The organism is Azospirillum palustre, assembly GCF_002573965.1.
Taxonomy (GTDB): domain Bacteria; phylum Pseudomonadota; class Alphaproteobacteria; order Azospirillales; family Azospirillaceae; genus Azospirillum; species Azospirillum palustre.
Genome location: NZ_PDKW01000043.1, coordinates 623,061 through 636,578 on the forward strand (window position 1 = coordinate 623,061; position 13,518 = coordinate 636,578).

Sequence of the window (13,518 nt, forward strand, 5' to 3'; positions counted from 1 at the left end):
GGAAACTCCGGTCAGCGATACGGGTCGGGCTGCGACAGGAAATCCTGCACATAGCGCCGGACACCCTCTTCCAGCTCGGTGAAGGGCTGGTCGAACCCGGCGGCGCGCAGGCGATCCGTCGTCGCCTGCGTGAAATATTGGTATTTGCCTCGCAGATGCTCGGGCATCTCGAAGTACTCAATCCGGGGGGGGAGCCCCAACGCGGCAAAAGTCGCCAGCGCCAGATCCTTGAAGCTGCGAGCCTTGCCGGTGCCGACGTTGAAAAGGCCGCTGACGTCGGGATGGTCGTAGAGCCACAGCATCACCGCGATGCAATCGTCGACGTGGATGAAGTCGCGCAGCTGGCCGCCATCCTCGAAGCCGTCCTTGTGCGACTTGAACAGGCGCGCCGGCTGGCCGGCCGTCAGCTGCGGATGCAGCTTGGCGATCACGCTCATCATGTCGCCCTTGTGGGCTTCGTTCGGGCCGTAGACGTTGAAGAATTTCAGCCCGGCCCATTGCGGCGGCACGAGGTCGCCGCCGGCGACGGCGCGGGCGATGCGGCGGTCGACCAGATGCTTGGACCAGCCATAGGCGTTCAGCGGCCGCAGCCGCGCCAGCCCGTCGCAGGAGCCGTCATCGTCGAAACCGGCGGTGCCGTCGCCATAGGTCGCGGCGGAGGAGGCGTAGATCAGCCGGCAGCCGCGCCAGGAACACCAGCGCCACAGATCCAGCGTCAGCGCGACGTTGTTGGCGACGATCTTGTCGACGTCCCGCTCGGTGGTGGCGGAGATGGCACCGAGATGGAAGACGGTGTCGATTTCGGCGGCATGCTGGTCGAGGAAGGCCAGCGTCTGCTCGGGCGGCACCAGGGCCGCGACCTCGCGCTTGGCGAGGTTCTGCCACTTCTCGCCCTCGCAGAAGCGGTCGATCACCGCCACGTCGGTGATGCCGCGCGCAGCCAGAGCCGCGACAAGGTTGGACCCGATGAAGCCGGCCCCGCCGGTGACCACGATCATAGCGCTGTCCGCTGTTGCTCTAGCGTTTCGTGGGGACTTATAGGCGGCTGGGGCGGTGGGGGCAAGTTAATGGCCCTCTTCCTCCTGCTCGCGAGAGCCGGAGGAAGAGGGCCGCAAGCGATGAGCCCTTAGCGCGTCGCGCGGTTGGCGGCGCTGACCAGGGCCCGCAGCGAGGCGGTCACGATGTCGGCGTCGATGCCCACGCCGAACAGAGTCTTGTCGCCGGTCTTCACCTCGACATAGGCGCAGGCCTGGGCGTCCTCGCCGGAGCCGATGGCGTGCTCGCGGTAGTCGACGACGTGCAGGTCGGTGCCGCAACCCTGGCGCAGGGCGTCCAGGAAGGCATCGATGGGGCCGTTGCCCTTGCCCTTGGTGGTGACGATCTCGCCGTTGCGGCGCATCACCACGCTCATGGCGCGGGCGCCCGAGTTCGGACCGCGCGGCTCGGTCGAATGCTCGACCAGTTCCAGCGGGCTGTCGATGTCCAGATACTCGGCCTGGAAGGCGGCGTGGATGTCGGCGGGCGACAGTTCCTTGCCGGACTCGTCGGCGACGCGCTGCACGACCTTGGAGAACTCGATCTGCAGGCGGCGCGGGATCTGCAGGCCGTAGTCCTTCTCCAGCACATAGGCGATGCCGCCCTTGCCGGACTGGCTGTTGATGCGGATCACCGCCTCATAGCTGCGGCCCAGGTCCTGCGGGTCGATGGGCAGGTACGGGACCTCCCACTTGCCGGTGTTGGACTTGGTCAGCGCCTTCAGCCCCTTGTTGATCGCGTCCTGGTGCGAGCCGGAGAAGGCGGTGAACACCAACTCGCCGGCATAGGGATGGCGCGGGTGGACCGGCAGCTGCGTGCAGTATTCGGAAACGCGGACGATCTCGTTGATGTCGTCGATGTTCAGTTCCGGATCGACGCCCTGGGTGAACATGTTCAGCGCCAGTGTGACGACGTCGACGTTGCCGGTGCGCTCGCCGTTGCCGAACAAGGTGCCCTCGACGCGGTCGGCGCCGGCCAGCAGCCCCAGCTCGGCCGCGGCGACACCGGTGCCGCGGTCATTGTGCGGGTGCAGCGAGATGATCGCCGACTCGCGGTTCTTCATCGTCTTGCAGAACCACTCGATCTGGTCGGCATGGACGTTCGGCATCGACATCTCGACCGTCGAGGGCAGGTTCAGGATGATCCTGCGCTCGGGCGTCGGCTGCCAGACCTCCATCACCGCTTCGCAGATCTCGACGGCGAAATCCAGTTCGGTGCCGGTGAAGCTCTCCGGCGAGTATTGCAGGACGATCTCGGTTTCCGGGGTCTCGTCGGCCAGCTGCTTGATCAGCTTGGCACCCTGGACGGCGATGTCGACGATGCCCTGGCGGTCCAACCCGAACACGACGCGGCGCTGCAACTCCGAGGTCGAGTTGTACAGGTGCACGATGGCGCGCTTGGCCCCCTTGATGCCCTCGAAGGTGCGGCGGATCAGCTCCTCGCGCGCCTGGGTCAGCACCTGGATGGTAACGCCGTCGGGGATCTTGTTGCCGTCGATGATCTCGCGGCAGAAGTCGAAATCGGTCTGCGACGCGGCGGGGAAGCCGACCTCGATCTCCTTGAAGCCCATGCGCAGCAGCAGGTCGAACATGGCGCGCTTGCGGTCCGGCCCCATCGGCTCGATCAGCGCCTGATTGCCGTCGCGCAGGTCGACCGAGCACCAGATCGGTGCCTTGTCCAGGGTGCGCGACGGCCACTGGCGGTCGGTCAGCTTCACCTGGGGGAAGGGGGCGTACTTGGACGGGGACTTCGGCAGGGCCGGAATGTTGGTTTGGGTCGCGGTGCTCATGGCGTCGTTCGGCTCCAGTGGCGGCCCCGGGCCCGGCAGTCTGTGCGGGCGGGGGCGGCGGATCGGATTTTGAAAGGCGGAGGGACCGGCGATGGGTACGGCCGCGGAGCCGCCGGATGTGGCTCAGCGACCGTCGGTAAGTCGCAGTCCCGGCCCCGGCCGGGCGACGCCGATACCGGCGCCTTTGAAAACATCGCTCATGGAACAGACACTTCGACCGATGGAAATGGTGTGCGAACGCGACAAACCCGGACGCTTAAAGCGCCGGGCCGAGAAGTCGAAGAAGGGCGTTCTGCAGGTCGATGGTGTTCATGGGCGCACTGTGCGCAGGTGCGGCATGGCTGTCAAGCCCGGATCGGCGAAAAACGGACTGCGGGGTGCGCCAACCATCTCCACCCCTTCCATCCTTTCCCTTCCCACGCGTCAGCCCCAGATCAGGTGGTACAGCGTCGGCAGCAGCAACGCCGTCGCCAGCCCGTTCAACCCCATGCCCAACCCGGCGAAGGCACCCGCCACCTCGTTGACCTGCAGGGCGCGGGCGGTGCCGATGCCGTGTGCCGCCACGCCCATGCCGAAGCCGCGGGCGCGCCAGTCCTTCACCCGCACAAGGTTCAGCACCCAGGTGCCGAGGCTGGCGGCGACGATGCCGGTGATGATGACGAACACCGCGGTCAGCGACGGCAGGCCGCCGATCTGCTCCGACACGCCCATGGCAATGGGGGAGGTGACGGATTTCGGCGCCATCGACAGGATGGTCGCCTTGCTGCCGCCAAACGCCCAGACCAGCGCCACGGCGCTCAGCGCCGAGGCTGCGGATCCCACCAGCAGGGCCACCACCAGAGCCAGGGCCGAGCGGCGGACCTCCTGGAACTGGTTGTAGAGCGGGATGGCGAGCGCCACCGTGGCCGGGCCGAGCAGGAAATGGACGAACTGCGCGCCGTCGAAATAGGTGCGGTAGTCGATGCCGGACAGGCTGAGCGTGCCGGCGATCAGGACGACGGCGATCAGCACCGGGTTCAGCACCGGGCGCCGTCCCAGCTTTTCGAAGACCCACAGGCCGATCTGATAGGCGACCAGCGTCAGCGTCAGCCCGGCCAGCGGGCTGGCGGACAGATAGACCCAGATCTGGTGAAGATCGGCGCTCATGGCCGGTCTCCCTTGGCCCAGTCTCCCTTAGCCCGATCTCCCTTGGCCTGCTCTCCTGCCGCCGGTTCCTCCTCCAGCCGCGGATCGGTGCGGCTCAACAGGAAGGCCATCAGCTTTGCCGTCACTGCGATGCCGAACAGGGTGCTGCCGAACAGGGCGGCGACGATGGGCAGGGCCTCGGTCTCCAGGCGGGTGACATGGACCATCACCCCGACACCGGCCGGCACGAAGAGCAGCGACAGGTGGCGCAGAAGCCCGCCCGCCGTCTCCTGCACCGTGTTCGGCACGCCGCCGCGCAGCAACAATCCGGCGAACAGCAGCAGCATGCCCAGCACAGGGCCGGGAACCGGCAGGTGCAGCAGGCGGGCGGCCAGTTCACCGGCCAGTTGGCAGAGCAGCAGGAGCGTCAGGGTTCCGAGCATCGCGGACTCCGATGGAAGGGGCGCTGTGCGTCCCTTCTACCGCAGTTGCGAAATCGCCGGGCTGCATTCCGCGAATGCGAGCGTCGCGAATCGGCGATGAGGCTTGTTCGGGAAGTGGGGGAGTTATTGCAGCTTGCTGCGGACGTGCTGGCCGCGGCGGACGATGGACTGCGCTTCCACCGTCACCTCTTTCTTGCCGAACAGGCGCAGGAAGATGGCGTTGACGGTGGCGTGGGCGCTGACCGTCAGGGTGCCGGCGGCGGCATCCTCGGCAATCGTCAGGGGCGAGAGGTTCGATCCGAGGAAGCCGTTGGGGAAGGCCTTGTCGAAGAAGCTGCGGATGTGTCCGTCGCGCTGCGAGTCGAACATCACGCGTCCGCCGGCCAGCGCGGCGGCATCGACCGCCTGCGACAGCCGGGCTTCCACCGCATAGCTGCGCAGAGCATCGACGGTGCAGCCGGCACCCAATGCGGTCGGGATGGCAAGGATCAGGGCGACCACCAGAAGCAGGTGACGACCCGTCCGCCGGTCTTCGTGCCCGCCATAGGGCAGGGGACGATAGACCAAAGTCATTGCCGGCCTCCCAAGCAATTGCCTATGCGGAAAGGAGTGTTTTGATTGGATGCATCACTCTTAGCATCATCCGACAAGCAGGCAAACCAAGAAATGCAGGTGAAGGACAGCAAAAATCGCGGCGCAAGTTGTTATGTATTTTACGCAAAGGCGGTAGCCCAAATTCGCGGATGCGGCAGCAAAGGGTAGAGCCGTCCGCAGGGAGCGGAAAGCGCTGTCTCGACTTTAAAAACCTCCATGAATCGCAGCTGCGCCGAGTCAAAGGTGAGTCAAGCGGTTCTCCCTGGCACCGCGTTAAGGGCTTCTTCGTCATCGCCGTCGGTAGGCTGGCCCACGTCCCACTCCCTTCCATACCGGAGCCGCCGATGCCGTTATTGCCGTCTCTTGCCCGTGACCGTTCCACCGGACGCTGGCCGACCCGGTCGCTCCTGGACAATGCGCTGGCTGTTGCGGCGGTGGCGCTTCTGCTGGTTGGCCTGTCGGGCGCGGTGCGCGGTGCGCTGGGCGGCCTGATGGCCGAGGTGGAGGGCGCCTGGACCATCGCCCTGATGCGCTGAACACGCGTGCGGCTTCTCCGTTTCCCCTCTGCCCGCTAGACTCCTGGCGCAATGATGGGGAGACGGCCCGATGAAGGGCGGCGTTTGGCGCGTGGTGATGCTGGGGCTGGCGGTGACAGCGGCCGCGCTGGTGTTTCTGGGCGTGGAGATCACACAGCTGGCGGCGGACGACCGAACCGCCTTCACCCGCGGTCTGGCGATCTGCGGACTCGGACTTTTGTCGGTGTGGTTCGTCTTCTCGCGGCTGTCGCGCCATTTCCGCGACCTCGATCGCCTGTCCGGCAGGTTGTCGGGCGCCCGCAACCGGGTCGATCTCGAACCGATGTCCGGCGAACTGGCGCGCTTGTCCGAGGCGGTCGGTCTGGCCCGCGGCGGCGAGCGCGGCTTGGGTGAGGGACTGCTGGGCGGCGGGCGGATCGACCGGGCCTTGCGGGCGGCTCTGGCCCTGTCCGACGATCCCCTGCTGATTCTCGACGAGCAGGGGCGGGTGGAGCAGTTGAACCCTGCCGCATCCCGCCTGCTGGGGGTGGAGGAGGGGGCCGATATCGGCAAGTCGCTGCTCCGCGACGATCTGGCCCGTGCCATGGAGCGAGCGCGGGGCGGCGGTGCTCCCGTCACCGCCGTGCTGCGCCGGACGGAAGACGGCGAGCTGTCGGCGCGGGTGGCCGATCTGGGGCTCAGCGCCGGTGTTCTGCTGTCTTTCCCTGCCCGCGGCATGGCCCACGCCGCCGGCCTCAGCGGCAAGCGCACGCTCAGCCTGCGCCCGGCCCAGCCCGCCACCCCGCTTGGCGACGAGGAACCGTTGGCCGCCCTGCCGTTCGTTGCGCTTTGGGTGGCGACGGCGGGGGTGGAGGCTGACGGCGGTCCGGTGATCGCGGTCGGCACCGTCCGGCTGGTCGGGTCGCGCATCTTTCCGACCGTGTCGCTCGCCCTGCTGATCGATCCCATCGAACCGGTACCGGCCGAGGCGGCGGCCCGTCACGGCATCGGCACCGCCATGGTGGCGGGCGAGCGCCCCTTCGCCGCGGTGTGGCCGGCGATCCAGGAGGCGCTGCACAACTGCATCGCCGTCGGGATCGGCATCGACTCGGCGATCGCGGCGCTGGCGCGGTCGGCAGCCCTGGCCGGCATCGCCGAACCGGCGCTGCCGCCGACGCTCGACCTCGGTGCGCTGGCGGCAGCGTTGGACCCGGTTCTGGCCGGTGCATCGCCCGACCGTTTGGCGGAGGCCTTCGCCTTGCCCCGCCACCCACGCAACGGTCCCCAGGGCGAGGCGCGGGCCCAGGCCGAGCTTGCCGTCGCGCTGCTCTCCCGCCTGACGGAACGCGGAGTCGTCACCCAGGGGCAGGCGCGGGCGTTGATCGCCGGCGGCGACGCGCAACTGTCGCCGGCACATCCTCCGCCAGCCTGAACCCGCTCATCGACAGCCGGGCCTCCGGGCGCAGGTAATGGCGCGTCCACGGGCCGGCATGGTCGAAGGGGGTGAGGCAACTGCCGCCGCGCAGCACCATGCGGTTGCTGGCGAGCCGGCCATTCACCGCCTCGTCCAGAGCCGTCTTGTCCCCGGCGTGGGGGCGGAGGTAGCCGGGATATGTCGTGAAGGCGTCGGCGGTCCATTCCCACACGTCGCCGCACATCTGCCAGGGGCCGGTGCCATGGCAGGTGCCGGCGCGGGGATGGCGGTGGCCGGTGCCCAACAGGTTGCCCATGCTGTCGCAGCCGGTGGCGACCGCTTCCCATTCCGCCTCCCGCGGCAGGCGCTTGCCGGCCCAGCGGGCATAGGCATCGGCCTCGTACCAGCTGACATGGCAGACCGGCTCGTCGGGGTCGAGCGGCTGCATGCCATAGAGGGTGAAGACCTGCCAGCGGCTTCCCGACTCGGAGGTGCCGTGCTGCCAGTAGAGCGGGGCGCTCCAGCCTTCGGCCTTTGCGATCTCCCAACCGTCGGACAGCCAGAGAGAGCGGTCGCCGTAACCGCCGGCCTTGATGAAGGCGAGGTAGTCGCCGCAGGTCACCGGGCGGGCGGCCAGCCGGTAGGGCTCCAGCCAGACGCGGTGGCGTGGGCTCTCATGGTCGAATCCGGGCAATGGCATCGGCCGGCCGACCTCGACGAGGCCGCCGGGCTGCTCCAGCCATCCGTCGGGTGGGGCACCCAGATGCGGGTGGTCGGGCGCCTGCTCGTAGGCCGGATGCAGCGGGTTGCTCCACAGGGCATGCTTGATGTGCAGCAGCATGCGTTCCTGGTGGCGCCGCTCGTGGGCGATGGCCATCATCAACGCCGATTCGGCCGGCTCCCAAAGCCCGTCGTCGATGCCGTCGATCAAATGCAGCACCGCGGCGTTGATCTGGTCGCGGTGGCGCATGATCTCGGCCGCCGTCGGGCGCGACAGAACGCGGGTGGGCGCGCCGCCGCCATCGCTGTTGGCGGCGAACAGGCCGAGGAAGGCCGGGTCTGCCGGCCGATAGCCGGGGCTGAAGGGAATCAGCACCGCGACCTCGAACAGCCAGCTGGTGTGGGCGAGATGCCATTTTGCCGGCGCGCCGTCCGGAACGGTCTGCACCATCTGGTCTTCCGGCGACAGGGTGGCGACCAGTTCGGCGGTGCGGGCACGCGCCTTCTGGAAGCGGGTGGCGAGGGACTGCCGGCGCTCGGTGAGGGATTGCGCGGCGGTCGGACCTGCGCTCAGGATGGGATGTGTGTCGGGCACGGGCGGTCCCTCCGAAATCCGGATCTCTTCGGAGAGTGTCCACCCGGAACGCCCCTTTTGGAATGCATGCATCCGTGGTGGAACGCTCACCGCAAATAGCGGCTGCGACCGGACGCCGCATCTGCAATGGCCGATAAGAGGCACCGGCGATGCATGGGGCCAAAAACGAAAAGGCCGCCCGGAAGGCGGCCTTGTTCACTGGAAGCACAGCTCAGTGTCGGACAAGACTTACTTGATCTTGGCTTCCTTGAACTCGACGTGCTTGCGCGCCACCGGGTCGTACTTGCGGAACGACAGCTTCTCGGTAGTCTTCTTCGGGTTCTTCTTCTTCACGTAGAAGAAACCGGTGTCAGCCGTGCTCACCAGCTTGATGAGGACGGTGTTCTGCTTGGCCATGATCTCGATCCCGACAAAAAATCCGTGCCCCGCCGGCCCGGCGGGGGCGGCGTCGTAGCGGCGGAAAATACCGTCTGACGCCGCAATGTCAAGCCCTATGGGCGGTGAATCTGGCGTCCGACGGCGATTGCCACAGCGACGCCCTCCGAAACAGGCGTCAGCGCTCCGCCACCGTGTTGACCACGGCGGTGGCGACGGCGCGCTGGTACAGCCCCGGCTCGGCCAGCAGGCGCATGGCGACCTTCAGGTCCAGTTCCGGCTCGTGCTCCTTCCACGGGCAGGCTTCGCGCAGGGCGCTCAGCGCATGCTCGTCGTCGGCCGCCTTGGACCGCCAGCTCGCCACCTGCGCCGGGCGCAGCCGCCCCTCGCGCAGGTCGGACAGCAGGGCCTCCGGATCGGTCTGCCCGGCCCGGCTGGTGCAGACGGTGGGCTGGACGCCCTGGCGGTGCAGGGTATAGCCGGCCGGGGTGTAGATGCGGCTCCAGGTCAGGAACAGCTCGCCGTCGTTGGGAAGGCGGTTGACCGTCTGGACGCTGCCCTTGCCATAGCTGGAGGCACCGACCACCACCGCGCGGCCCGAGTCCTGCAGCGCCGCCGCCACCACCTCCGCCGACGAGGCGGAGCGGCCGTCGACCAGCACCACCAGCGGCAGCCCGTCGAGCAGGTCGTCGGGGTTGGCGTCGAAGCGCTGGCGGCTTTCGGGGTTGCGTCCCTCGGTGGAGATGATCCGGCCGCGGCGGATGAACAGGTCGGCGACAGCGACCGCCTGGTCCAGCAGCCCGCCCGGATTGCCGCGCAGGTCGAGAACCATGCCTTGCAGCGTCGGCCCCGCCGCCTGACGGATGGAGGTCACCGCCGACCGCAGGCTGGAGGCCGTGGTGGCGTTGAAGCGGTCGAGCTTGACGATGCCGACGTCGCCGGACAGCGAATAGGTGACGGTGTTCGGCACCACCCGCTCGCGGCGCAGCGGCAGCCGGCGGGGAGCGCCATTGTCGCGGGCGACGGTCAGCGTAACCAGCGTGCCGGTGGGACCGCGCAGCCGCTCGCGCATGTCCGCCGCGCTCATCCGTGTCGTCAGGTCGCCATCGATGGCGAGAAGCTGGTCGCCGTCGACGATGCCGACGCGCTCGGCCGGGCTGTGCGGCATCACGTCATGCACGATGACGCGACCATTGGATGTGGTGTCGAGCGACAGGCCGACGCCGCCATACCCCTCGCGCTGGGCGCGTTCGTTGCTGGCGCGCTGGACGCCGGTGTAGCGGGAATAGCCGTCGAGGTCCGCGGTAACGCCGTCGAACACCACCTGATACAGCCGCTCCGGCGTCGCTTTCGCCAAGGTCGGGGAGTAGACGCGGGCGCGGTCGATGATGCGGGTGGTCAGAACCGCCCAGCCGGCGGCGTCGCCATCGGCCGCGGTGCCGTACTCCGCCGCCAGGGCGCCCGACACGTACAGGCGTACGGTGCTGCCGGCATGCTCCACCGTCACCGACGGGTCGAGCGCGGTCAGCCCTTTCAGCCCGTCCATTCCCAGGCGGTTGAAGGACACCGGCTCCAGATAGACCTCGGCGATCTTGGCGAAGCCGACGGAGAAAACCTGTTCGGTCACCGGCTGCGGCACGGTGTTCGCGGCCTGCGGAGTTCCGGCGAGAGCGGTGGTGGCGAGAAGGGCTGCGGTGGAAAACTGGAAGGCCAGATGACGAAGCGGGCGGCTGAAGCGGCGCGCCACACCTGAAATCAGGGTGCCCGATAGGGCGGGGATCCGAAAAGACGGCACGTGGGACGGTGCATTCTGGTCGCACACGCCGTGATCGCACACGTTGTGATCGAACTGGGCCATGGGGCGAACCGCGGCCTCCCTTTCCTGCAGCCGGACCGGAGGAGGATGTTCCCGATCCCGGATGGGTGATAGATACACCTTCGTTCAGGAGGGCGGGCGGGACAAAATTGCGGGCCGCACCACAATGTTGCGGATTGTCCAATCCTGTGTCGCCAAGGCCACGCTTGTATGGCGGCGGTACTCTGAAACCGTGGCCTGCCCACGAGTCGTCTTCCGGCCGGCCTCCCGGCTCAGGCGTTGCCATTCTGCAACGGGTCTGGAATGGCCCTCGTGTCAGGCCTCAGTCGGCCAGCCGGAAAAGCGTGCTGCCGCTGACCGGATCGGCCTCCACCAACACCACCTTGACCGGGCTGCTGAGGCGGTACGTGCGCCCCGTACGCTGTCCGACCAGGGCGTGCGCGTTCTCGTCATGATCGTACCGGTCGTCGGGCAGGCTGCTGGCCGGAACCAGCCCGTCGGCGCCGCTCTCGTCCAGCCGCACGAACAGCCCGAAGCGGCTGACGCCGGAGATTCGGCCGCTGAAACGGTCCCCGATGCGGTCGGCCAGGAAGGCGGCGGTGTAGCGGTCCACCGCGTCGCGCTCGGCGGTGGCGGCGCGGCGTTCGGTGCCGGACAGATGGTCCCCGATCTCCGCCAGACGGCCCAGCGTCTCGTCGTCCAGCCCGCCGACGCCCAGTCCCAGCGTGCGGATCAGCGCGCGGTGGACGATCAGGTCGGCATAGCGGCGGATCGGCGAGGTGAAATGGGCGTAGCGATGCAGCGCCAGCCCGAAATGGCCGATGTTGTCCGGGCTGTAGGCGGCCTGGGCCTGGGCGCGCAGGACCACCTCGCTGACCAGCGGTGCGTGCGATGTGCCCTCCACCTTGCGCAGGATGCGGGTGAAGTGGTCGGGCGTCAGGTCGGCGCTTTTGGTCAGTGGGTGGCCGATCCCGGCCAGGAAACCGCGCAGCGCCTCCATCTTCTCCATCGAGGGGCGGTCGTGGATGCGGTAGAGGCCGGGCATGGTGCGCCGCTCCAGCACCTCCGCTGCCGCGACGTTGGCGGCGATCATGAACTCCTCGATCAGCCTATGGCTGTCGTGGCGCTCGCGTCTGGCGATCTCGGCGACCCGGCCGCGTTCGTCGATGTGGACGCGGCGCTCGGGCAGGTCCAGCTCCAGAGTGCCGCGCTTGGCGCGGGCGGCTGCAAGCCGGGCATGGGCGCCGAACAGCGCGGCGATCACGCTGTCGGCGAGCGGCCCCGTCACCTCGTCCGGCCGGCCATCCTGGCAGTCCTGCACCTGCTCATAGGTCAGCCGCGCCGCCGACCGCATCAGCCCGCGCACCAGACGATGGCGGATCAGCACACCGTTGCGGTCGATCCACAGGTGGAAGGCCAGACAGGCGCGATCCTCCCCCGGCCGCAGCGAACACAGGCCGTTCGACAGCGCCTCCGGCAGCATCGGCACGACGCGGTCGGGAAAATAGACGGAATTGCCGCGCTCGTAGGCGGTGCGGTCGAGCGCCGATCCGGGGCGCACGTAATAGGAGACGTCGGCGATGGCGACGATCAGGTGCCAGCCGTCCGGATTCTCCGGATCGCCGTCGGCCTCCGCCCACACCGCATCGTCGAAATCGCGGGCATCGGCACCGTCGATGGTCACCAGCGGGATGTCGCGCAGATCCTCCCGCTGCATCAGCGCCGGCACCGCCGCCAGTTCCGCCTCGCGCAAGGCGGCGTGCGGGAAGACGGTGGGAATGCCGTGGGCGTGGATGGCGATCAGGCTGAAGGCGCGCGGCTCGTCGGTGGAGCCAAGCCGCTCGATCACGCGTGCCTGCGGCTGGCCGGCGCGTCCGGCCGGCAGGATGTCGGCGAAGACGAGGTCGCCCGGCTCGGCATCGCCGCGGTTGGGCGGCAGCACCAGGAATTCGGTCTTGTGGCGGCGGTCGGTCGGGAGGATGCGCCCGCCATCGGCGCTCGGCCGGTAGACGCCGAGGATGCGGCCCTCGCGCTCCCCGTCTATGCGGCGGATGACGCGGGCCTCGTACAGTCGGTCGTTGATGCGGGCAAGCTTCGCCAGCAGCGTGTCGCCGACCGCCAGCGGCTTGTCCTCTCCCCGCGACTTCTTCTCCGGCAGCAGGAAGATGCGCGGCGGGTTGCCCTCGCCGGTCCAGGTCAGCGGCCGGGCGGCAAGCTCGCCATCGGCATCGACGCCGGTGACCAGCAGCACGGCAACGGCGGGCAGGGACTGCGGCGGGGCCATGCGCTTGTTGCGCCCGCGCTCCACCGTCCCGTCCGCCTCCAGCTCGCGCAGCAGATCCTTCAGCGTCTCCCGGTCGGCCGATCCGGACAGCTTGAAGGCGCGGGCGATCTCGCGCTTGCCGACGGGGGTGGTGCTGGACCGGATGAAGGCGAGGATGGCGTCCTTGCTGGGGAAATGGCTGTCGGTCACTGGGCGGGGGATCCGTCGGTTCTTGTCGCTGGTATGGCTATATAGGGATCAATCGCCACTGGGGCTTGTCGCCCAGGGGGTGCCGACCATCGCCCGGATGGCGTCGCTGCGCTCCAGCGCCTCGCGGAATCCCGCCAGTGGGAAGCGGACCTCCGTCTTCTCTCCGGCCGGCGACTGGCCGACGATGGAAACTTCCGGTGCCGGGGCGATCTTCTCCACCATCCGGCGGTTCAGGCCGGGGTCGGTCATCGCGCAGGTGTTGGTTTCGAAGCGGAAGGGCTTGCAGGGGGAATCGGGCTTGAACACCGCCCGATCGGCCCAAATGCGGACCAGCCGGTCCAAATCCAGCGATTCGGGGGAGACGCGGAAGCGCAGCCCCTCGCGCCAGCGCTCGGTCGAGCGCAGCCAGACCAGCCGGGCGGTGCGGTCGTTGACGCCGCGGGTGGACAGCTCGCATTCGACCTGCCGTGTGCCGGACCAGAGCTGGCAGTAGAGCTTCCAGCTCTTGAAGCTCTCGTCGAACTCCCGGAAGGTCTTGCCATCCTCCGCCGCGGCGGGCGCGGCGAAGACCAGCATCGCCAGGGCGAGGATCAGGCGCGGTCCGTGGCGGAGGACGGGCATGGG

The 13,518-nt window shown here is 68.5% G+C and carries 12 protein-coding genes; 2 read left to right on the top strand and 10 right to left on the bottom strand.

Going from position 1 to position 13,518, the window contains the following annotated elements; genetic code table 11:
• Nucleotides 1-11 precede the first annotated feature (11 nt).
• From rfaD to CRT60_RS25305, 5 genes are all read right to left on the bottom strand, one after another.
• A complete protein-coding gene (gene rfaD / locus CRT60_RS25285) occupies nucleotides 12-998 on the bottom strand; it encodes an ADP-glyceromanno-heptose 6-epimerase (protein WP_098739301.1) in 987 nt (328 codons plus the stop codon).
• Nucleotides 999-1,126: 128 nt separating this feature from the next.
• On the bottom strand, nucleotides 1,127-2,824 hold the full coding sequence (gene leuA / locus CRT60_RS25290) for a 2-isopropylmalate synthase (RefSeq protein WP_098739302.1): 1,698 nt from the start codon (nucleotides 2,822-2,824) through the stop codon (nucleotides 1,127-1,129).
• A gap of 423 nt (nucleotides 2,825-3,247) precedes the next feature.
• Entirely contained in the window at nucleotides 3,248-3,970 is a 723-nt protein-coding gene (locus CRT60_RS25295; protein ID WP_098739303.1) for an LrgB family protein, read from the bottom strand.
• Nucleotides 3,967-4,392 (bottom strand): CidA/LrgA family protein, encoded by a 426-nt coding sequence (locus tag CRT60_RS25300; RefSeq protein WP_098739304.1) that lies wholly within the window; start codon nucleotides 4,390-4,392, stop codon nucleotides 3,967-3,969. The genes CRT60_RS25295 and CRT60_RS25300 overlap by 4 nt, the downstream gene beginning before the upstream one ends.
• 123 nt (nucleotides 4,393-4,515) lie before the next feature.
• Nucleotides 4,516-4,965, bottom strand: a complete 450-nt coding sequence (locus CRT60_RS25305; protein WP_098739305.1) for a pilus assembly protein TadG-related protein — start codon at nucleotides 4,963-4,965, stop codon at nucleotides 4,516-4,518.
• Nucleotides 4,966-5,330: 365 nt separating this feature from the next.
• Between CRT60_RS25305 and CRT60_RS25310 the strand changes: the two genes are divergently transcribed.
• The gene (locus CRT60_RS25310) at nucleotides 5,331-5,522 is read left to right on the top strand and encodes a hypothetical protein (RefSeq protein WP_143273385.1); all 192 of its coding nucleotides are present in this window, start codon (nucleotides 5,331-5,333) and stop codon (nucleotides 5,520-5,522) included.
• Between the two features lie 70 nt (nucleotides 5,523-5,592).
• Complete coding sequence (locus tag CRT60_RS25315) at nucleotides 5,593-6,933, top strand: PAS domain-containing protein (protein ID WP_098739307.1); 1,341 nt, start codon at nucleotides 5,593-5,595, stop codon at nucleotides 6,931-6,933.
• Here CRT60_RS25315 and egtB read toward each other — a convergent pair.
• From egtB to CRT60_RS25340, 5 genes are all read right to left on the bottom strand, one after another.
• Nucleotides 6,857-8,230, bottom strand: coding sequence for an ergothioneine biosynthesis protein EgtB (gene egtB / locus CRT60_RS25320; RefSeq protein WP_244592749.1), 1,374 nt, complete (start codon nucleotides 8,228-8,230; stop codon nucleotides 6,857-6,859). The two genes, CRT60_RS25315 and egtB, sit on opposite strands and share 77 nt — an antisense overlap.
• Nucleotides 8,231-8,458: 228 nt before the next feature.
• A complete protein-coding gene (gene rpmG / locus CRT60_RS25325; protein ID WP_012974790.1) occupies nucleotides 8,459-8,626 on the bottom strand; it encodes a 50S ribosomal protein L33 in 168 nt (55 codons plus the stop codon).
• Between the two features lie 157 nt (nucleotides 8,627-8,783).
• On the bottom strand, nucleotides 8,784-10,352 hold the full coding sequence (locus CRT60_RS25330) for a S41 family peptidase (RefSeq protein ID WP_244592750.1): 1,569 nt from the start codon (nucleotides 10,350-10,352) through the stop codon (nucleotides 8,784-8,786).
• A gap of 391 nt (nucleotides 10,353-10,743) precedes the next feature.
• Complete coding sequence (rnr, locus tag CRT60_RS25335) at nucleotides 10,744-12,894, bottom strand: ribonuclease R (protein WP_098739309.1); 2,151 nt, start codon at nucleotides 12,892-12,894, stop codon at nucleotides 10,744-10,746.
• Nucleotides 12,895-12,942: 48 nt separating this feature from the next.
• Nucleotides 12,943-13,515 carry an invasion associated locus B family protein gene (locus tag CRT60_RS25340; RefSeq protein WP_098739310.1) on the bottom strand — a complete coding sequence of 191 codons (573 nt, stop codon included), beginning with the start codon at nucleotides 13,513-13,515 and terminating at the stop codon, nucleotides 12,943-12,945.
• Nucleotides 13,516-13,518 lie beyond the last annotated feature (3 nt).

Coding starts and splice junctions, on each gene's coding strand:
- CRT60_RS25310 (WP_143273385.1), top strand. CDS start 5,331: ATGCCGTTATTGCCGTCTCTTGCCCGTGACCGTTCCACCGGACGCTGG.
- rfaD (WP_098739301.1), bottom strand. CDS start 998: ATGATCGTGGTCACCGGCGGGGCCGGCTTCATCGGGTCCAACCTTGTC.
- CRT60_RS25315 (WP_098739307.1), top strand. CDS start 5,593: ATGAAGGGCGGCGTTTGGCGCGTGGTGATGCTGGGGCTGGCGGTGACA.
- CRT60_RS25295 (WP_098739303.1), bottom strand. CDS start 3,970: ATGAGCGCCGATCTTCACCAGATCTGGGTCTATCTGTCCGCCAGCCCG.
- CRT60_RS25340 (WP_098739310.1), bottom strand. CDS start 13,515: ATGCCCGTCCTCCGCCACGGACCGCGCCTGATCCTCGCCCTGGCGATG.
- CRT60_RS25300 (WP_098739304.1), bottom strand. CDS start 4,392: ATGCTCGGAACCCTGACGCTCCTGCTGCTCTGCCAACTGGCCGGTGAA.
- rpmG (WP_012974790.1), bottom strand. CDS start 8,626: ATGGCCAAGCAGAACACCGTCCTCATCAAGCTGGTGAGCACGGCTGAC.
- CRT60_RS25305 (WP_098739305.1), bottom strand. CDS start 4,965: ATGACTTTGGTCTATCGTCCCCTGCCCTATGGCGGGCACGAAGACCGG.
- leuA (WP_098739302.1), bottom strand. CDS start 2,824: ATGAGCACCGCGACCCAAACCAACATTCCGGCCCTGCCGAAGTCCCCG.